Origin of the sequence: Testudinibacter crocodili (assembly GCF_006228025.1) — a bacterium.
Taxonomy (GTDB): Bacteria; Pseudomonadota; Gammaproteobacteria; order Enterobacterales; family Pasteurellaceae; genus Chelonobacter.
This window is the reverse complement of the sequence record NZ_VDHF01000035.1, coordinates 19,637-39,527: the sequence shown is the minus strand read 5'-3', so window position 1 is coordinate 39,527 and position 19,891 is coordinate 19,637. Positions and strand designations below refer to the sequence as shown.

Sequence of the window (19,891 nt, the reverse complement as noted above, 5' to 3'; positions counted from 1 at the left end):
ATATCATTAAGTAGAATGATTTTAAACAAATTTGATATGGTTAGGTGTCAGTATTTACGATAATAACTGTTTTCTATTGATTTAAGGAGGCTTTTAACGCTGATCTTTGTTTTAGGAAAAGAGGTGTTTGTTGAACTTCCGCAATTGGTGGATTTTTTTCTGCTGCAATGATCAAACTCGCTGCGGTTTTGTGCTAAAGTGGGGCAAGTTTAACTCACTCAGAAAATGGCGATGAAGCAAGATATGAACCAATCACAAAATCCAAACGATAATCCACTCAATGTGACGCAACCTCAAGCGGAAACTACCCATTTTGGTTTTAAAACCGTCGGCAAAGCAGAGAAGCAGCAGTTGGTTGCCAATGTGTTTCATTCGGTGGCGGGCAAATATGATTTGATGAATGACTTGCTGTCATTTGGAGTTCATCGAGTTTGGAAACGGTTCACCATTGATTGCAGTGGGGTTCGCAAAGGGCAGAACGTGTTGGATTTGGCGGGCGGAACCGGCGATTTTAGTGCTAAATTTTCACGGATTGTCGGCGCCGATGGGCGTGTGGTGTTGGCGGATATTAATGATTCGATGTTGCAGGTCGGGCGCGAAAAATTGCGTAATTTGGGCGTGGTCGGCAATGTGGAATATGTGCAGGCAAATGCCGAAGCGCTGCCGTTTGCCGATGCCAGTTTTGATTGCATTATCATCAGTTTTGGCTTGCGCAATGTGACAGATAAAGACAAGGCGTTGCAGTCGATGTATCGGGTGTTGAAACCGGGCGGGCGTTTGCTGGTGTTGGAGTTTTCTAAACCGATTCTTGATCCGTTAAGCAAGTTGTATAACTTTTATTCATTTAATATTTTACCGAAAGTGGGTGAAGTGGTGGTCAATGATGCGGAAAGTTATCGTTATTTGGCGGAATCGATCCGAATGCACCCGGATCAGGATACGCTGAAAACAATGATGGGCGCTGCCGGTTTTGAAAATGTGGACTATTACAATTTGAGTGCTGGGATTGTGGCGCTGCATCGAGGCTATAAATTTTAGAGGCTACAAATTCTAAAAAAATAACGTGTTAACTTAGCAAGTGTTAGGGTCTGTTGATCTTTTGTGTTTATAAATCAAGCAAAAAGAGTGTGATTTTATCCGACAGCGACCTACGGTCGCAATCGGTTAAGCATTGATGAGAGGCTTTGCCTCTCTGAAGCAGCCGCAAAGCGGCTGATCTATGCGTAACCTAGTACGGCTTTGCCGTGCTAGGCTAAAAGGATTAGTTTTAGCTCAAATAATATACTTAAAAGATCAACATACCCTAGATTAAAAAAGGAAATCGGACGATGTTACCCAGTTGGGCGCAGATAAAAACACAATTCATATTGCCACAGCTTGCTGCAGCTGCGTTGGAAACCGCACTTTCACATTTATTAAAAAATACTGAGAATTATCAGCCGCTGTTGCGAAAATTGAACGGCAAGGTGCTGGCATTGCAATTGCAGCAACCTGAGATCAGTTACTATTTTATTTTTTCGGAACAGGCAATCGATGTGTTGCAGCAATATGAAGGCATCGCCGATTGTTCGCTGCAAACCTCAGCGAAAATTTTACTAAAATTGCCGAAAAAATCGGAATTAAGCCACTATATTAATGATAAATCGATTGTGATCCACGGTGATCTGCAAGTGTTGCAAGACTTTTTGGGCTTGATGGCGTTTTTGCAAACAGATCCGGCTGAGTTGCTGTCGCCGTATGTGGGCGATGTGCTGGCATATAACGCTAGCAAACTATTACAGCAGGGGCTGAATTTTCTGGCAAACAAGCAGCAAACTGCTTCGTGGCATTGGGACGAGCGTTTCAGTGAAGAGTGGCAAATTGTTACGCCCAAATTGGCGTTTGCAGATTTTCAGACCCAGGTGGCACAAGTGCAGCAGCAATGTGATCAATTGGAGCATCAATTTCAGCAGTTGCAAAGCCGCATAGCAGCAAAAATAGCAGAAAAAGAGGCGAGCTGTGATTAAATCAACCCTGCGTTTTTATCGAATTATCCAAGTGATTCTACAATACGGCTTGGATCAAGCGTTGCCGAAAACCGGGTTCACTCGTCCGATTCGTTGCGGACGCAAACTGCTGTTTTGGCTGCAAAACCGTCATCAAGACAAGGCATTCGGCTTGCGCTTGCGTTTGGCATTGCAGGAACTGGGGCCGGTGTGGATAAAATTGGGGCAAATGTTGTCAACCCGGCGTGATCTGTTTCCCGATGCCATTGCTGATGAATTAGCGCTGTTGCAAGATCAAGTTGAGCCATTTTCTGGCAAGTTGGCACGGCAGCAAATTGAAAGCGCACTGGGCGGCAAACTGGAAAATTGGTTCAGTGATTTTGATGAAACCGCATTGGCTTCCGCCTCGATCGCACAAGTACACACCGCAACCTTCAATGCCGATAGCGAATTTGCCGGGCGTGAAGTGGTGCTGAAAGTGATTCGCCCAAACATCGAGAAGGCGATTGCGGCGGACATTGGCTTGATGTATCGCTTGGCAGGTTGGATTCCTCGATTATCAAGCGAAGGGCGGCGTTTACGCCCGGTGGAAGTGGTGCGGGAATATGAAAAAACCATTTTAGACGAGCTGGATTTGCGGCGCGAAATGGCGAATGCGATCCAATTGCGGCGCAATTTTGAAAACAGTCCAATGTTGTATATTCCTGAAATGTATAATGATTTCTGCTTCAAGAATGTGATCGTGATGGAGCGGATCTACGGTATTCAGGTATCGGATATTGCTGCATTGGAAGCCAACGGCACCAATATGAAACTGCTGGCAGAACGTGGCGTACAGGTGTTTTTCACCCAAGTGTTCCGTGACAGTTTTTTCCATGCGGATATGCACCCTGGCAATATTTTTGTCAACCCGAAGCACCCTGAAGATCCGCAATATATCGGCATTGACTGTGGCATTGTCGGCTCGCTGAATCGGGAAGACAAGCGCTATTTGGCAGAGAATTTTTTAGCATTTTTCAATCGGGATTATCAACGGGTGGCGCAGTTGCACGTTGATTCCGGCTGGGTGCCGGAAGACACCAATGTGCAGGAGTTTGAACAGGCGATCCGCACTGTGTGCGATCCGATTTTTGCCAAGCCGCTGAGCGAGATTTCGTTTGGGCATGTGTTGTTGAATCTGTTTAATACTGCGCGTCGCTTCAATATGGAAGTGCAGCCACAATTGGTGTTGTTGCAAAAAACCTTGTTGTATATCGAGGGCTTAGGGCGACAAATTTATCCACAATTGGATTTATGGCAAACTGCAAAGCCATTTTTGCAAGATTGGTTGAACGATCAAGTTGGGCTGAAATCGGTGTATCGCAGTGTGAAAGAGAAGTTACCGTATTTCCGTGAGCATTTTGCTGAGTTGCCGGAAACCTTGTATCACGCTTTACAGCAACAACAGCAGATCAGCCGACAAATTGGCGAATTAAACCGCACTTTGGTCGGGCAGCAGCGACAGCGGCGACGCTCTTGGTACAGTGGGCTAATTGGCAGTGTGATATTTATCACAACACTCTTACAATTTGCACATTTGCCGCGATATTTTAGTTCGTGCTTATTGCTAAGTGCGGTTATAATCTGGCTCTACGGCTTGTTGAAAAACGATTAATGAAAAATTGATCCAAAATACACTTGCAGATTGACTGTAAGCTATCAATGGTTTAAAGTTTTTCGAGTGGCACAACAATTTATTTAACAATCGAAATGTGGTCATTTTTGGGCTATTTTTCATATTATGAGGTGGTTTTATGGGTATCAGCGTTTGGCAATTGGCTATTATTGTATTAATTGTGGTTCTTCTATTCGGAACAAAAAAATTGAAAAGTTTAGGTTCAGATCTGGGAGAGTCGGTTAAAGGTTTTAAAAAAGCCATTAAAGACGATGATCAAAAAGATGCTGATTTTAAACAATCTTTAGAAAACAACGCTGAAAAATCAGCAACTAAAGAACAGGCTAAAGATAAAGAGCAGGCGTAACCCGTGTTTGATATTGGATTTTCCGAACTGGTTTTAATTTTTGTAGTGGGTCTGGTGGTGCTAGGCCCGCAACGTTTGCCGGTGGCAATTAGAACGGTGGTCAGTTGGATTCGCACCATTCGCGGCATTGCCACCAATGTGCAGAATGAATTGAGCCAGGAACTGAAACTGCATGAATTGCAGGAGAGTATTAAAAAAGCGGAAAAACTGAATCTGAGTGAGTTGTCACCGGATTTAGCCAAAAGTATTGAAGACTTGAAAGAATCGGCACAAAAAATGCAACAAAGTGTGCAGCAGCAAGGCGAACAATTACAAAGCGGTATTAAAAATATCGAACAAAATTTGAAAGAGAACGCTTTAAGCGAAGATGATCAAGCGATGTTGGCAGAAGCAGAGGAACCGCACTTGGTTGCAGATGAAAGTGCGGTGTCTGAAGATCCCGCTCTTGCCTCGCCTAACGGCGAAGTTGATAAAATAGCTGTCGATAAAACAGCAGACGCTGCTAAAGTTTAACCCGAAAGGAATGTTGTATGTCGTCAGTTGAAGACTCCCAACCGCTGATTAACCATCTGATTGAATTGCGTAACCGCTTGTTGAAAGCGATTTTGTGTATTTTGCTTGTTTTTTGTGGTTTGGTGTTTTTTGCCAATGATATTTATCGCTTGGTCGCTTTGCCGCTGATCGAACAACTGCCGCAAGGCTCGAGCATGATTTCGACCGGCGTAGCTGCGCCATTTTTTACCCCACTGAAACTGACCGGCGTGGTGGCGATTTTCTTGTCGGTTCCTTATTTGCTCTACCAAGTTTGGGCGTTTGTCGCCCCGGCACTTTATCAACATGAAAAACGCTTGATTTATCCACTGCTGTTTTCCAGTACACTGCTATTTTATGCCGGTGTGGCATTTGCCTATTATGTGGTATTCCCGCTGGTGTTCGGTTTTTTGACCAAAACAGCACCGGAAGGAGTGGCCATTGCGACGGATATCAGCAACTATCTGGACTTTGTGTTGACCATTTTCTTGGCATTCGGTATTTGCTTTGAAGTGCCGATTGCGATTATCCTGCTGTGTTGGAGCGGCGTGGTGACGGCAGATGATCTGCGTCGCAAACGCCCCTATATTATTGTAGCCGCCTTTGTTATTGGGATGTTTTTGACGCCACCGGATGTGTTTTCGCAAACCTTGCTGGCGATTCCGATGTGGTTGTTGTTTGAGGTTGGCTTATTAGTATCACGGTTTTATAAACCGCGAGATGAAGACAACGCTACCGCTGATGCTGAATCAAATTAAAATTTCCGAAAAGAGAAAAAAGAAGACGTCAATAGTCTGAGACGCCATTGGCGTCTTATTGCGTTAAAGAGGACAAGATTATGACCCAACAAATTTTTGCGCATTTTCCGGCTAACCGTATGCGCCGCCTGCGCCGACACGACTTTAGCCGCCGTTTGGTTGCAGAAAATAAATTGACCGCCGATGATTTGATTTATCCGGTGTTTATTATGGAAGGCGAGAATGAGCGTGAAGCTGTGCCGTCAATGCCCGGCGTGGAGCGTTTAACGTTGGATCAATTGTTGATCGAAGCCGGGTTATTGGTGAAATACGGCGTGCCGGTGATTGCGTTGTTTCCGGTGATTGCGCAGGAGAAAAAATCCTTGTTGGCAGAAGAGGCCTATCATCCAAACGGCTTAGTGCAACGTGCGGTCAAAGCCCTGAAAGCGGCTTATCCCGAATTGGGCGTACTGACCGATGTGGCACTGGATCCTTATACCACACACGGACAAGACGGGATAATCGATGCTGAAGGCTATGTAATCAACGACACCACCAGCGACATTTTAGTTAAACAAGCCTTATCACATGCCGCTGCCGGTGCCGATATTGTGGCGCCAAGCGACATGATGGACGGACGCATCGGCGCCATCCGCACCGCACTTGAGCAAAACGGCTTTATAAACACCCAAATTATGGCGTACTCCGCCAAATATGCCTCCAGTTTCTACGGTCCGTTCCGTGATGCGGTCGGCTCTAGCAGTAATTTAAAAGGCGGCAATAAGAAAACCTACCAACTGGATCCCGCCAACAGCAACGAAGGCTTGCAGGAAGTGGCGTTAGATCTACAAGAAGGTGCGGATATGGTGATGGTGAAACCGGGCATGCCGTATTTGGATTTGGTGTATCGGGTGAAACAACACTTCGGCGTCCCAACCTTCGCCTACCAAGTTTCCGGCGAATATGCCATGCTGCAAGCCGCCATTCAAAACGGCTGGCTCGCCGAAAAACCGGCGATTATGGAAGCGCTGCTATGCTTCAAACGTGCTGGCGCCGACGGCATTTTGACCTATTACGCCAAGCAAGTGGCGCAGTGGTTGTATGAGGAAGGTCAACAGCATTAGATAATAGGATTTTTATGTGTGCTTTCCTTGCTGCTCATCGAAAACCGATCAAGCGTAACACGACTAATACAGCCGAACCGGTTTCTTATTTGACCTGTTTGGCGAAAACTCGGCGTTTGACAGACGGTAGCTGTGTTGCTGGTAGAACGATTTTGGAACATTGCATCATTGTCGGCGAAGTTGCCAAGCGATTATTAGCACAAATCCCCGTTTCAATTCGCACCACACTTTTCCCTGATGGTGTCGAGTTGTTGGCAGCATGCCATGACATCGGCAAGGTATCACCCCGTTTTCAAAATAAGCTGCGTAAAGCATTGGGGTGTGAATTAACGCTCAACACCGATGAATCCGCTTGGGATTATCATGGCGGAGTCACTTTTCTGACGTTGCGGTCATTGATCGGCGAAAAAGCTGCGGTAGCGGCAGGGCAACACCACGGCAGTTATCCTATTAAAGCGAAAAATGGGATTGTTGATCCGGAAAATGCTGAGGTGTTAGGTGGTACGGTTTACCATCAACAGCGTTTAGCATTGATTGATGCCTTAAAACAGCATTTTCAGTGTGATTTTCCGGAGCTAAAAAATGATCAGCAACTGCTGGCGGTATCCGGACTGATTACGGTCGCAGATTGGATTGGCTCAGGGGCATTATTTGAAGATCCGGCGCAGGATTGGCGGTTATATATCGAAAGTGCGGTAGCCGAAGCCGGATATCTACCATTACAGTTCAATAGTGGACTGACTTTTCAGGATATTTTTACTTTTTCACCACATCAGGTGCAGCAGCAGCTTATTGATAGCGTGCAGCGTAACGGTTGTTATGTGTTGGAAGCGCCAATGGGATTGGGGAAAACCGAAGCGGCGCTATATGCCGCCTACAGCCTGTTGCAGCGTGGCGACGCAAGTGGCTTTTATTTTGCCCTGCCGACCCAACTGACCTCGAATAAAATCTATCAGCGGGTTAATCAGTTTTTGGAACAGATTATTCAACCGCAAAGCGCGCATCGAGAAGCTTTGCTTATACATGGAACTGCTTGGTTACAGCAGTTTGAAATGGGGGAAGATGCGGCTGTTGCTGGCTCGTGGTTCAACCAAAAGAAAAGAGCGGTTTTAGCGCCTTTCGGGGTCGGCACGATTGATCAAATTTTATTATCAGTAATGTGGGTAAAACACGGTTTCGTTCGCTCATTCGGCTTGGCAGGCAAAGTAGTGGTGTTGGATGAAATTCATTCCTATGATATCTATACCGGAATGTTGGTACAGCACTTAATAGCGGTGTTGCGGGAATTGGGCTGTAGTGTGATTATCTTGAGTGCAACCCTGACACGTCAGCGCCGATACGAATTATTAGGGCTGCCGTTGGAGGAAGCAACTGCGCAGGTGCAGAATGAACCTTATCCGATGATCACGGCAATAAGCGGCGGGCAGATTTCCACATTAGCAGCGGACAGTCCGAGTGAATACAAGATTGAGCTACATTATGCGAAGCAAAGTGAAGCGATAGAAGAAGCTCTGCTGCGAGCTGAGCAAGGTCAACAAGTTTTGTGGATTGAAAACAGCGTTGCTGAGGCGCAGGAAACCTATCGCATCTTAGCAGCACGTTGCGCCGGACTGGCGGTAAAGTGCGGTTTGCTGCATTCCCGTTTTACTGCGGTCGACCGACATCGACACGAACAGCAGTGGATAGATTTATTCGGTAAACCGGGATGGCAGGCACAAACAACACCGATTCGTCTACAGCAAGGACGTATACTGATTGGTACGCAAGTGTTGGAGCAATCGGTGGATATTGATGCAGATTTTCTAATTTCCAAATTTGCCCCGACGGATATGTTGTTACAACGTCTAGGACGTTTGTGGCGGCATGGTTCGACCCCGAGAGTAGCGAGTGCCCGAGCTGAGGCTTGGCTGCTGGCGCCAGATTTGGAAAGTGCGGTCGACGATCCGATTAAAGCATTTGGAACCACTGCATTTGTTTATGCGCCTTATGTCCTTTGCCGCAGCTTGGCAGTTTGGCAACAGCGAAAGCAATTGACTTTACCAAATGATATTCGAGCATTGTTAGAAGCGACGTATTTTTCATGCGAGGAGCAAGGCAAGATGGCACAGTGGAAGCATGAGCTGGAAAACGGTAGTCGTTTTCGTACCGGTCAAAAACAGATGCAAAAATCTGCATTAGCAGCGCAGATGACGTTTGGAATGGAAAGAAATGATAATGATGATCAGGTACAAACCCGTTTTAGTGAACAAGATAGTTTCGATATTTTATTGCTGAGTAAAGTGCGGTCTTTGCCGGAAATTAAAGCGACGGAGTTGACTTTGCTCGACGGCACCGTCATAGTGCTACCTGTGAATGGACGTTCGTTACCGCTCCGGCAACAAAAACAGTATGCAGCGCAACTCATGCAGCAAATGGTCAGCATTAATTTATCTAATGCACCGAAGCGGCAATCTGTCGGCAGCTTAGCTTTCTTGCGCGATTATTGCTATTTAGGGCAAATGAAAGATAAAAATACCGATGCCGTAATGGTTGTCGCTATTGTTGCGAAAGACGGGCGTTTACAAGGCGACAGCACATTTCACCTTGAATTAACCAAACCGCTTTATTACCAACCGCACTTAGGGCTGGTGGTAGAGCATAATCGATCACCGAGCTAATAAGCCGGAAAACTGATAAAAAGGAGTATCAACAGAATTAGAAATTTTAAAATCATAATTGGCTCTCTTAGATTAAAATTTTAAGTGTAAAATATTTTTAATATGTAATGTAGTGTGTTATGAATACTACTGTAGTATGCTATAAATGTAAAATACTAATTATTTCCTCTTTAGCTATTTTTAATAAAAGAGGGTGTTTCTATGTAATGCAGCGTAGAAAAAAGCTTCTTCATTTACATGAAGGTTATTGTGTTAGCAAGTATCAATCTGACAGACATAAGTTCCAAATATGAGATTGCTAGATTGGGTTTGATTTTTGATATAATCTAAAACCACAATATATTGTGTTAGAATCTCGTTCTTTAACAATATAATGGTATTTTCTCCACGCATGTGGAGGTGTTTCTAATTATAAATCTATTGTCTTTAGCGGTAATTTATTTTCTCCACGCATGTGGAGGTGTTTCCACCCTCATGTCGATATTAGACATTAGTTTTACATTTTCTCCACGCATGTGGAGGTGTTTCTTTCATTATCAAGTTGTTTCGGCTGAATAGTACATTTTCTCCACGCATGTGGAGGTGTTTCTTCTGCTTCGCCCACTGGTCGGCAGATAAAACAATTTTCTCCACGCATGTGGAGGTGTTTCTATGCCTTTATCAATGCGCGCGAATCTGGCAGTATTTTCTCCACGCATGTGGAGGTGTTTCTAGTGCGGCCGCAACACGACTGCGCGTGGTCAGATTTTCTCCACGCATGTGGAGGTGTTTCCACGGATTTGCCGTGATAGGTGTTGAAATCTTTATTTTCTCCACGCATGTGGAGGTGTTTCTAGCTTTTCTATGCTGACTCACGGCATTAGAGGATTTTCTCCACGCATGTGGAGGTGTTTCCCGTTTATGCGCCCAGCTTTTGAGCAAAGCAAAATTTTCTCCACGCATGTGGAGGTGTTTCCTGATTGAAAAAGTGAAGTATGTGCAGCGCGGCATTTTCTCCACGCATGTGGAGGTGTTTCCGATTACCAATGCTTTCATTTAAAAATTAATTAATTTTCTCCACGCATGTGGAGGTGTTTCTCCTCTTTGCCGTTCGTTGGCCAGCGGTTTAGCATTTTCTCCACGCATGTGGAGGTGTTTCTTTAGAGAAGGAAAAACAAGGGCAAGCGGAGATATTTTCTCCACGCATGTGGAGGTGTTTCCTCGCCTTGCTGCGCTTTTGGTCGTCCACGGTTATTTTCTCCACGCACGTGGAGGTGTTTCTCACGACCTCTTTGTCTTTGTAAAAACGCCGCCATTTTCTCCACGCACGTGGAGGTGTTTCTCTGCGCCCCGGCGTCCATCTCCGCCCGATTTGATTTTCTCCACGCACGTGGAGGTGTTTCTGGCTTTAACTGCCGCTGTAGCGTGATTGCCTTATTTTCTCCACGCACGTGGAGGTGTTTCCTGATAAAAATCATCATAATGTTTATGATAAGAATTTTCTCCACGCACGTGGAGGTGTTTCTGCGTAAATCGCTCACCGAATAATTCACGCATAATTTTCTCCACGCACGTGGAGGTGTTTCCTGAATACGCTCATTGGTCGGTAAGGTTGTGCCATTTTCTCCACGCACGTGGAGGTGTTTCCTTTTCCGAAGCCAGTTGTGCGTCGAGCATATCATTTTCTCCACGCATGTGGAGGTGTTTCCAACCAAGGATTCTTTTGCCGTCACGGGGCGCAATTTTCTCCACGCATGTGGAGGTGTTTCGTCCACCGCGATAACCAAAGTAGATATTATTCGATTTTCTCCACGCATGTGGAGGTGTTTCCGGTTGGACGATGCCGGTGCAGCAAGCCAGTTAATTTTCTCCACGCATGTGGAGGTGTTTCTTTCACGATAGACATCATCAAGCAGCGACCAGCATTTTCTCCACGCATGTGGAGGTGTTTCTCAGCCACCAAATCGCAATAAAACTAGACGAGGATTTTCTCCACGCATGTGGAGGTGTTTCTGGCAATGGCGGCATGGCGGTGCAGGGTGGCAGATTTTCTCCACGCATGTGGAGGTGTTTCTATGATGTGTCACGAGCAACAATCAGCCGGTATATTTTCTCCACGTATGTGGAGGTGTTTCTTGCTGATGGATCTCGGCGCTGACCTTTTTTACATTTTCTCCACGCACGTGGAGGTGTTTCTCAGGTTTATCCATACGTTCCGTAGGACAAAACATTTTCTCCACGCATGTGGAGGTGTTTCTTTATTATGTTATACCCACTCGTTTTACAAAAAATTTTCTCCACACACGTGGAGGTGTTTCCCGCATTCACGATATGGGGACGTTGCTCATCAGATTTTCTCCATGCGCGTAGAGGTATGTTTGTTTATCTTTGAGGACTAAATTTTCTCTATATAGTGATATTTTTTAAAATTTGTGATCCTGGTAATATTAACTATATGATTTATCGTGTAGTATTATCAAAACATCGTAGTTATCTGGTATTCAATAATACAGGGAGGTTACATGGGAAATATGGTTGAAGAGCAATCTGTTCATCAACAAGCAAGGTTTAATTTGATCGATTCTCCTTGGATTCCTGTCGTTAATCGTGGCTTAGTCAGTTTACAGCAAATTTTTAGTGATCCAACCCTGCCAGCTTTGGGGGGGAATGCTATTCAGCAAATTGCATTAATTAAACTCTTTTCCGCAATAGCACAAGCGGCATACACGCCGCAAAATAATCAGCAGTGGTATGAATATAGTGCAGAAGCGCTCGGACAAGATTGTTTGCGCTATTTAGCAGATTGGCATGATCATTTTTATCTTTATGGGGAAAAGCCATTTCTACAAATGCCAGCTATCCGAGCCGCAGCGGTACAAGAATTTGGTGCTGTCCTACCTGAAATATCAACCGGAAATACCACCGTACTAACGCAAATTCAGCAGCCAAAACTGTTATCTGATGCAGATAAATCCTTGTTATTGCTGGTTTTGATGGGGTTTGCATTGGGTGGAAAGAAAACTGATAACACAGTGGTGTTGAGTCCCAATTATCGGGCGAAAACAAAAGATAACGGCAAAGCAAACACGGGGAAAGCCGGATCATCTTTGGGCTTTCTGGGAATGCTACATAATTTTTATTTCGGTTCATCAATTTTAGAAACAGTGTATCTCAATTTATTGACAGAGGAAGATATTCAGCGTTTGGGAGTCTTTAACCAAGGCTTGGGACAGCCGCCTTGGGAGCAGATGCCGACAGGGGAAGAGGATGAGATTGCCAGAAAATTAAAGGATACGTTAATGGGGCGTTTACTGCCATTGGGACGTTTCTGTTTACTGGCTGAAAATGGTCTGCATTATAGTGAGGGAATCCAGCATTATAGCTATAAAGAGGAAAAAGTGGCGGATCCGACCGTGGCACTGAATCTGGCAGGTAAGGAAGGAAAAGTATTGTGGGTCAACCCGGAAAAACGGCCTTGGCGGGAATTGACCGCACTTTTAAGTTTTATTTCGACACCAACATTTGATTGTCCGCAATTAAGTCTACCGGCTTTTCGGATAAAAAATAAATTCGCAACATTCGGTATTTGGTCTGGAGGCTTACGAGTAAGCAGCAATGCCGGTGAGCAGTATGTGTCTGGGTTGGATGATTTTGTTATAGCGACTATTTCACTTCATCGGGACTGTTTCGGTCAAACTTGGTTTACCGAGTGGCAAAAAGCGATGGCGCAATTGGATAAATATGCCAGCACTGTTTATAAATCGGTTTATCAGTTTTACACAGAGCAAAAATTAGAGGCTGCAAAGCAGGCTGCCGCCGCAGCGAATCAATTTTGGCAATTATGTGAACAGCAAGCGCAGGCTTTGGTTATTGCATGTCAGGAAATCACGGAGGATCAGGAAAGTAATCCTGAGCCGTTAAATCAGCTATACCGCACTTTTATCGGTTATAGCTATCAGATTTATGAGCAAAATACGATGAATGAAACCGGCAGGCAGATGGAAACCTGGGCGAAATGCCACCCACGTTTTGCCAAAGCTTCGTCTTCGAAGGAGAGAGCATCATGACGTCACAACCCTCAAAAAATCAGCGTTTTGTTGACTATGTCATACAGCAATGTTTGCAGGATAAAGGTTTTGCTGCCAAGTTGAAACGGGCGGATAATCCAAATACAGAGTATTACAGTTGGGAAATCTTGGTCAATTTTGTTGATTTAACAATCGATAGTAAACGCCTGCCTTATGCCCTTATTGCAGCGGCAATTGCAGATGGTAAGGTGCAGGAGAACGGCAGTTTTGGTCTTGGGCATATATTATCAAAATGCTATGACAACGATGCGACATTGGGCAATCAGACCGATCCGGCGAAAATTAAATTGCGTCGATTACTGGCGTGCCAAAGTGCGGTCGAAGTTTGTGGTGTATTGCGTCCTATCTTGAGTTTGATTCGGGCAAAAGGCTTGGCGGGCAGTCTGGATTATGCTGCTTTGTTGGACAACTTGTGTTGGTTCAATGAGCAGACGAAAAAACATTGGGCGATGGATTTTTACCGCAAGCAGGAGATTGAGTATGAATAATCCTTTGTACGCCAGTGTATTAAAATTAGGGCGGAAAGATATTAAGCAATTCTCAATTAAAGATGAATATGGTTTGCATAAAGTTATCTACTCATTATTTGATAAAGACGAGCAAGCGGAAAAACGCCGCTTTTTATTTTGTGAAAAAGACGGTGCTTTTGACCTGTCGAGCAAAGAGTATGTGAAACAGATTATTTTGCTGTCGCAGCAACCACCAAAATCTGCGATTGGCAACTATCCGCTAAAAATCCAAAGTAAGTTGATTCCAGAAACTTTTTTAAGCCATAAATATTATCGCTTTGAAATACGGATGAATGTGGCAAAACGTGATAATCAAAGTCAAAAAATTATGCCGTTAAAAGGGAAAGAGGCGATATTAGCTTGGTTTTTGCAGAAAAACGCCAGTTGGGGTTTTCAAGCCGATCCTGCCGGATTGCAAATTACCGCGCATCAAGTGATGTGTTTTAGTAAAACAGACAAAACCGTGACACTCAATGCGGTGACCTTTCAGGGCTCTTTACAGGTTGTAGAACCACAACTTTTTGCGAATAGTTTTAGCTATGGAATCGGGCGGGGACGTAGTTTCGGCTTGGGATTATTGCAGCTGGCACCGCTCACAGACGATTTATTTTCTATTTAATTTCAGGAGTATCATATGATCAACCCATTAAAGAATACCCGTATTGAATTTCATATTTTGCAATCTTTTCCGGTCACCTGCTTAAACCGTGATGATGTTGGCGCACCTAAATCGGCTTTGATTGGTGGTGTCGAGAGGGCAAGGGTCAGCTCGCAATGTTGGAAACGTCAAGTGCGGTTAACCATGGCGGATTTTGGAATTAAATTAGCGGTGCGGACTCGAAAAATTGAACAGTGGATTGCACAGGCTTGCTTGGCTCAAGGTGCGAACACAGAACAAGCGCAGAAATGCGCTGAAAAAATCGCTGGATTTTTAACCAAAGAAACATTGCACTTTATGACTGAAACGGAAGCAACGGCTTTTGCCGAATATTGCCAAAGTTTGGGTTATGATGAAGCTAAATTAAAAGATAAAGAGGTGTATAAAATTGCGAAAAAAGCCTTTAATCCGGCTTTAGACGGTTTGGATATTGCGTTATTCGGCAGAATGGTGGCGCAAGCCGCAGAATTAAATGTGGAAGCCGCCGCCTCTTTTGCTCATGCTATTTCTACCCATCGGGTCAGCTCGGAAATTGACTTTTTTACCGCACTTGATGATCGTTTGCAAAAAGATGAAACCGGCTCCGGGCATATGGGCGTATTACAATTCAATTCTGCTACTTACTACCGCTATGTCAGTTTGGATCTAGGACAATTGAACCAGACTTTGCAAGGGCAAGATTTGGATAAAGCGGTGGCAGCCTTTACCAAGGCGTTGTATTTAGCAGTTCCGGCAGCTCGGCAAACCACTCAAGCGGGTGTCTGCGGTTGGGAATATGCCAAAGTTCTGGTCAGAAAAGGGCAGGGCTTGCAAGCATCGTTTGAAAGTGCGGTTAAGTCGCAAAAAGCCGAAGGGTATCTCAGACCAAGTATTGACAGATTAAAAGAATACCTTGCGCATAAAGAAAGACTGTCAGGATCATTATTTGGCAAAATTGCAGAGTATAATTTCGGCGAAGACGAGAATTTTAATATTGATCAATTAGTAGCAGCATTGGTTCAGCATGTCGAGGTTACGAATGAATAATCCTTATATTTTGTTATGGTTGGAAGGACCGTTACAATCTTGGGGATTTGATTCAAAATTTAACCGTCGTGAAACTTTGCCGTTTCCAACCAAATCAGGCATTTTGGGACTGCTTTGCAGTGCCTTGGGGTATGGCGGTGAACAACGAGAGTTTTTGTCTCTGTTTTCTGATTTGGATCTTCAAGTCGCAGCATATTCGCAAAAAGACCAAAACGGTCGCCTGATAAAACCGTTACAACTGCGGGATTTCCATATGGTAGGTAGCGGATTTGATGATGCGGATCCATGGCAAAAATTGATGATTCCCAAAACGATTGCAGGAAAACCGGCGGTTGGGGGCGGTGCGAAATTGACATATCGCTATTATTTACAAGATATGGCATTCGCTGTGGCGTTAGAGGTGCCGGCAAATTTGCTAGATATCTTGGTGGCAGCCTTGCAAAATCCAATCTGGGATCTTTATCTGGGACGAAAATGTTGTGTGCCGACTGAATTTATCTATCAGGGAACGTTTAACGATTCAGCCAAAGCTTTTGCACACGTGGAGGCTATTCTGGCTGACAACGGCAAAAACAGAGCGATCAATTTTAAGGTGCTTCAAGGTAATTATCCGGATTTAGGTGATAGTTTTGCTTTAAATGATGTGCCTATTTGCTTTGGCGTAAATAAGCAATACCAAGATCGCTCGGTGACAGTTATTTTAGAAACACAAGAATAAGGGTTGTCGGTGGCAGATAATAAACGGCTATTAGTCAAAATTACTCGGGAATCGTTACCTCAGGTTAAGGACAAATACCCTTATCTCTATCTAGAACGTGGTCGTTTGGAAATTGATGACAGCAGCGTTAAATGGATCGATTGTGATGGAAATGTAGTTCGTCTACCGATTGCGAGCATTAATTGTTTGTTGCTTGGCCCGGGAACAAGTTTAACCCATGAAGCGGTGAAAGTGATTGCAACGGCGAATTGTGGTTTATGCTGGGTGGGTGAGGACAGCTTACTTTATTATGCATCCGGCATTTCGCCGACCAGCGACTCACGTAATTTTCGTCGCCAAATGCAACTTGCTGCCGATTCCAAAAAATCATTGGAGATTGCCCGCCAACTATTTGCAAAGCGTTTCCCGGATATGGATCTCAGTGGCAAAACCTTAAAAGAGATGATGGGGTTAGAAGGACAACGAGTTAGGAGTCTGTATCAAACGAAAGCTGAATACTATCAAGTCGGCTGGAAAGGGCGACAATATACACCCAACAAATTTGAACTCAGTGATTTAACCAATCAAATCTTAACTGCAGCCAATACCGCACTTTACGGGATTTTGTGTTCCTCAATACACAGCATGGGCTATTCTCCTCATATGGGATTTATCCACTCCGGCAGCCCGCTTCCTTTTGTGTATGATATGGCTGATCTTTATAAAGAGCATCTTTGTATTGATCTTGCCTTTGCTTTAACTAAAGAGATGGCGGGTATGTATGATAAACATTGCGTTTCATCGGCATTCCGAGAGAGAGTGATTGAGTCTGATTTATTGACCCAAATTAGCTCGGATATCAGCGAATTACTGGGAGGACGAAAAAATGCTGGTCGTACTGGCAAATGATCTACCGCCGGCTGTGCGTGGACGGATGAAATTATGGTTTATTGAACCTCGCCCTAATGTTTTTATTTCAGGAATTAAAGATTCTGTAGCAAAGACCGTGACCGAATATTTATTAGGGCATTGCCCATTGGAAAGCGGACTAATTATTTTCAGAAAAATCCCACAAGCCCCGGGTTATGAAATTCGTACTTTAGGCCAGGCTAAGAAAGAATTAATCAATATCTCTGGTTTACAATTAGTGATCGAAAAATTTATCTAACCAACTTATCATTCAAAAGCCCAAGATATTGTGTTAAGACTAAGCTCTTTAACAATATAATGGCATTTTCTCCACGCCCGTGGAGGTGTTTCCAACGTATTGCCCGAAATCCGCCGTGGCGAGGTATTTTCTCCACGCCCGTGGAGGTGTTTCTATGATTAATAATATCATCTTGTATGTGTGAGTATTTTCTCCACGCCCGTGGAGGTGTTTCTTCAGGTTTTAAGCGCTCCAAGAACACAAAAGGATTTTCTCCACGCCCGTGGAGGTGTTTCCTCCGGCGGTAAATGGCTCTCTCGTGCCTTAATATTTTCTCCACGCCCGTGGAGGTGTTTCTATCTCGCTTAAAATGGCGGTGGGCAATACCGCATTTTCTCCACGCCCGTGGAGGTGTTTCTCACGGAGATAGAGACCTCACTATCCGCAAAGAATTTTCTCCACGCCCGTGGAGGTGTTTCCTAATTACTACGCAAGTATTTCGTCAGAAATAAATTTTCTCCACGCCCGTGGAGGTGTTTCAAATGACGGAAAAGCCTGATTATCAAAAATCTAATTTTCTCCACGCCCGTGGAGGTGTTTCTAAAAATGTAATATTATCAACAAATTATGCACAATTTTCTCCACACACGTGGAGGTGTTTCTAATCCATTCGATTTTATGAGCAACTGCGATGAATTTTCTCCACACACGTGGAGGTGTTTCTATTTTGAGCGATATTAATACCGCTTTTGCCGGATTTTCTCCACACACGTGGAGGTGTTTCTGGCGCAGTGTTAGTTGGCTATCTCGGTTCACAATTTTCTCCACACCCGTGGAGGTGTTTCTCTATAGATTACTGTGTCATACTCTTTTGACTGATTTTCTCCACGCACGTGGAGGTGTTTCCGCAAATTTAAGCGCATCTTTACTTGCGGAAATGTTTTCTCCACGCACGTGGAGGTGTTTCTGCTATATGCTAGATACCAATATCTGTTCTTTCATTTTCTCCACACGCGTGGAGGTGTTTCCATCTGCGGCGTACCGCTCACTGCCTTGCTATTATTTTCTCCACGCATGTGGAGGTGTTTCCTCGGTCATCATTGTTTGCCCAAACATATGTATATTTTCTCCACGCATGTGGAGGTGTTTCCGGCGCAGACGTGGTGGCGTTGGCAAATTCCCAATTTTCTCCACGCATGTGGAGGTGTTTCTAGGTTGCGGCTTCGGTATCGCTATAGACTTTCATTTTCTCCACGCATGTGGAGGTGTTTCTACTTTCAAGAGTGTTTTTGTTACTTTGGCATTATTTTCTCCACGCATGTGGAGGTGTTTCAAAATAGCCTGCTTCTTGGTGGAATAACCCTTAATTTTCTCCACGCACGTGGAGGTGTTTCTAAGCATCATCAGGCTTAACCGGATCATCTATAATTTTCTCCACGCATGCGGAGGTGTTTCTCTCAAGTTACAACGCTATAACGGCAAAGGTGATTTATTTATAAACAAAATAAACCCCAACCATCGCTACTAAATAAACGATTCCGGTCCAAGCCAGATAAGTCAGCCAGTCTTTTTGCTGTTTATCTTGGCGTGCGAGGCTGAAGTTGAGCCAGGCAAACACTGGGGCGGAGACGAAGGAGGCGGTCATGGCGAAGGGGATCATTTTGCCGATGGCGCTGCTGAAGAACTGGATCACGATAAAGGCGGATAAGGTGGTGAAAAACATCGAGTAACGCAGGGTTTTGTCGCTGTAAATCGGATTAAAAGTGCGGTTTTCCTTTGCGGATTTTATCGATTGTCGGAGTAAAATAATAGTTTGTTGGTTGCAGCGGGAATAGCCGTCGACAGCGACGATGGTAGTGCCGTAGATGCAGATAAATGCTACCAGTGCCATAAACCAGCGGGTCCATTCACCGATGCTGAGGGCGTACATCTCTACAAATTGTCGGATAAATTGTCCGCCGGCGAGGGGGGGAATCGGTTTGCCGTATTGCACCAAGGCGCCGAGCGTCATAAACATCAAGGCTAATATCATCGTGACGAGGTAACCGCTGTTGAAATCTAGCAGGCGTTTTTGGCGATAGTTTGGGGCGAGACGGTTTTTTTCCATCACCCAGAGTGAGCTGGCGACGCTAAGTTCCATCGGGGCGGGCATCCAGCCCATGAGGGCGATTAAAAACGGAATGGCACTCAGTTGCCAAGCAGAAGGCGCGATGAAATCAGCGGGGATGCTGTTGCCACTGCTGCGAGTGAAAGCGATTAATAACGCAATCAAGGTGATCAGCGACAATAGAAACATGATGCTTTTCGATACGCTGTCTAAGCGCGGATACTGGCGCGAAAACAAAATGGTGAGAAAACTGAATAACACAATAATATTCAACCAATTAAGTGAAATTTCAATCGGAATCAACATATTCAGCAACACGGCTGATAACAATGTGCCGCCTGCTACGTTGACCATAGTAGCGAACAGGTTGAACAATAGGAAAAGCCAGAGATAGCCGTTGCCTTTTTCAGCGTAACCCTGCAATACGCTTTTGTTTTGCAGCGCACTGTAATCAAATGCAAAACGGAAAAAAGGGTATTTCAGCAGATTAACGGCGACGATTAACAGCGCTAATTGATAGCCGTAATAGGCGCCTGCCTGCGTTGAGGCGATGATGTGCGAGCCACCGACGCAGGACGACGCCATAATAATCCCCGGCCCGAATTGTTTGCTGAATGATGCCATG

The 19,891-nt window shown here is 44.7% G+C and carries 16 protein-coding genes and 2 CRISPR repeat arrays; of the genes, 15 read left to right on the top strand and 1 reads right to left on the bottom strand.

Annotation, left to right across the window (positions count from 1 at the left end; genetic code table 11):
• Positions 1–243 precede the first annotated feature (243 nt).
• From ubiE to cas2e, 15 genes are all read left to right on the top strand, one after another.
• A complete protein-coding gene (gene ubiE / locus FHQ23_RS04010) occupies positions 244–1,038 on the top strand; it encodes a bifunctional demethylmenaquinone methyltransferase/2-methoxy-6-polyprenyl-1,4-benzoquinol methylase UbiE (RefSeq protein ID WP_139613151.1) in 795 nt (264 codons plus the stop codon).
• 290 nt (positions 1,039–1,328) lie between these two features.
• The gene (locus tag FHQ23_RS04005) at positions 1,329–2,006 is read left to right on the top strand and encodes a ubiquinone biosynthesis accessory factor UbiJ (protein WP_139613150.1); all 678 of its coding nucleotides are present in this window, start codon (positions 1,329–1,331) and stop codon (positions 2,004–2,006) included.
• Complete coding sequence (ubiB, locus tag FHQ23_RS04000) at positions 1,999–3,639, top strand: ubiquinone biosynthesis regulatory protein kinase UbiB (protein ID WP_267963614.1); 1,641 nt, start codon at positions 1,999–2,001, stop codon at positions 3,637–3,639. Before FHQ23_RS04005 ends, ubiB begins: the two co-directional genes overlap by 8 nt.
• A 139-nt stretch (positions 3,640–3,778) precedes the next feature.
• Complete coding sequence (tatA, locus tag FHQ23_RS03995; RefSeq protein ID WP_139613149.1) at positions 3,779–4,006, top strand: Sec-independent protein translocase subunit TatA; 228 nt, start codon at positions 3,779–3,781, stop codon at positions 4,004–4,006.
• A 3-nt stretch (positions 4,007–4,009) separates the two neighbouring features.
• A complete protein-coding gene (tatB, locus tag FHQ23_RS03990) occupies positions 4,010–4,519 on the top strand; it encodes a Sec-independent protein translocase protein TatB (protein WP_139613148.1) in 510 nt (169 codons plus the stop codon).
• Between the two features lie 17 nt (positions 4,520–4,536).
• The gene (tatC, locus tag FHQ23_RS03985; protein ID WP_139613147.1) at positions 4,537–5,295 is read left to right on the top strand and encodes a twin-arginine translocase subunit TatC; all 759 of its coding nucleotides are present in this window, start codon (positions 4,537–4,539) and stop codon (positions 5,293–5,295) included.
• 80 nt (positions 5,296–5,375) lie between these two features.
• A complete protein-coding gene (gene hemB / locus FHQ23_RS03980) occupies positions 5,376–6,398 on the top strand; it encodes a porphobilinogen synthase (protein WP_139613146.1) in 1,023 nt (340 codons plus the stop codon).
• Positions 6,399–6,412: 14 nt separating this feature from the next.
• Positions 6,413–9,055 (top strand): CRISPR-associated helicase Cas3', encoded by a 2,643-nt coding sequence (gene cas3 / locus FHQ23_RS03975; protein WP_139613145.1) that lies wholly within the window; start codon positions 6,413–6,415, stop codon positions 9,053–9,055.
• Positions 9,056–9,433: 378 nt separating this feature from the next.
• Positions 9,434–11,352: a CRISPR direct-repeat array (repeat unit 28 nt; unit sequence ATTTTCTCCACGCATGTGGAGGTGTTTC).
• 204 nt (positions 11,353–11,556) lie between these two features.
• Entirely contained in the window at positions 11,557–13,101 is a 1,545-nt protein-coding gene (casA, locus tag FHQ23_RS03970; RefSeq protein WP_267963613.1) for a type I-E CRISPR-associated protein Cse1/CasA, read from the top strand.
• Positions 13,098–13,610, top strand: a complete 513-nt coding sequence (casB, locus tag FHQ23_RS03965; protein ID WP_139613144.1) for a type I-E CRISPR-associated protein Cse2/CasB — start codon at positions 13,098–13,100, stop codon at positions 13,608–13,610. The genes casA and casB overlap by 4 nt, the downstream gene beginning before the upstream one ends.
• Positions 13,603–14,250, top strand: a complete 648-nt coding sequence (gene cas6e / locus FHQ23_RS03960) for a type I-E CRISPR-associated protein Cas6/Cse3/CasE (RefSeq protein ID WP_176552244.1) — start codon at positions 13,603–13,605, stop codon at positions 14,248–14,250. Before casB ends, cas6e begins: the two co-directional genes overlap by 8 nt.
• A 15-nt stretch (positions 14,251–14,265) precedes the next feature.
• A complete protein-coding gene (gene cas7e, locus FHQ23_RS03955; protein WP_139613142.1) occupies positions 14,266–15,315 on the top strand; it encodes a type I-E CRISPR-associated protein Cas7/Cse4/CasC in 1,050 nt (349 codons plus the stop codon).
• Positions 15,308–16,033, top strand: a complete 726-nt coding sequence (gene cas5e / locus FHQ23_RS03950) for a type I-E CRISPR-associated protein Cas5/CasD (RefSeq protein ID WP_139613141.1) — start codon at positions 15,308–15,310, stop codon at positions 16,031–16,033. The genes cas7e and cas5e overlap by 8 nt, the downstream gene beginning before the upstream one ends.
• Before the next feature lie 9 nt (positions 16,034–16,042).
• Positions 16,043–16,921 carry a type I-E CRISPR-associated endonuclease Cas1e gene (cas1e, locus tag FHQ23_RS03945; RefSeq protein ID WP_139613140.1) on the top strand — a complete coding sequence of 293 codons (879 nt, stop codon included), beginning with the start codon at positions 16,043–16,045 and terminating at the stop codon, positions 16,919–16,921.
• Complete coding sequence (gene cas2e / locus FHQ23_RS03940; RefSeq protein WP_139611228.1) at positions 16,899–17,180, top strand: type I-E CRISPR-associated endoribonuclease Cas2e; 282 nt, start codon at positions 16,899–16,901, stop codon at positions 17,178–17,180. Before cas1e ends, cas2e begins: the two co-directional genes overlap by 23 nt.
• A 64-nt stretch (positions 17,181–17,244) precedes the next feature.
• Positions 17,245–18,614: a CRISPR direct-repeat array (repeat unit 28 nt; unit sequence ATTTTCTCCACGCATGTGGAGGTGTTTC).
• Positions 18,615–18,648: 34 nt separating this feature from the next.
• Here the strand turns inward: cas2e and FHQ23_RS03935 are convergent.
• A complete protein-coding gene (locus tag FHQ23_RS03935) occupies positions 18,649–19,890 on the bottom strand; it encodes an NRAMP family divalent metal transporter (protein WP_139613139.1) in 1,242 nt (413 codons plus the stop codon).
• Between the last annotated feature and the right edge of the window lies 1 nt (position 19,891).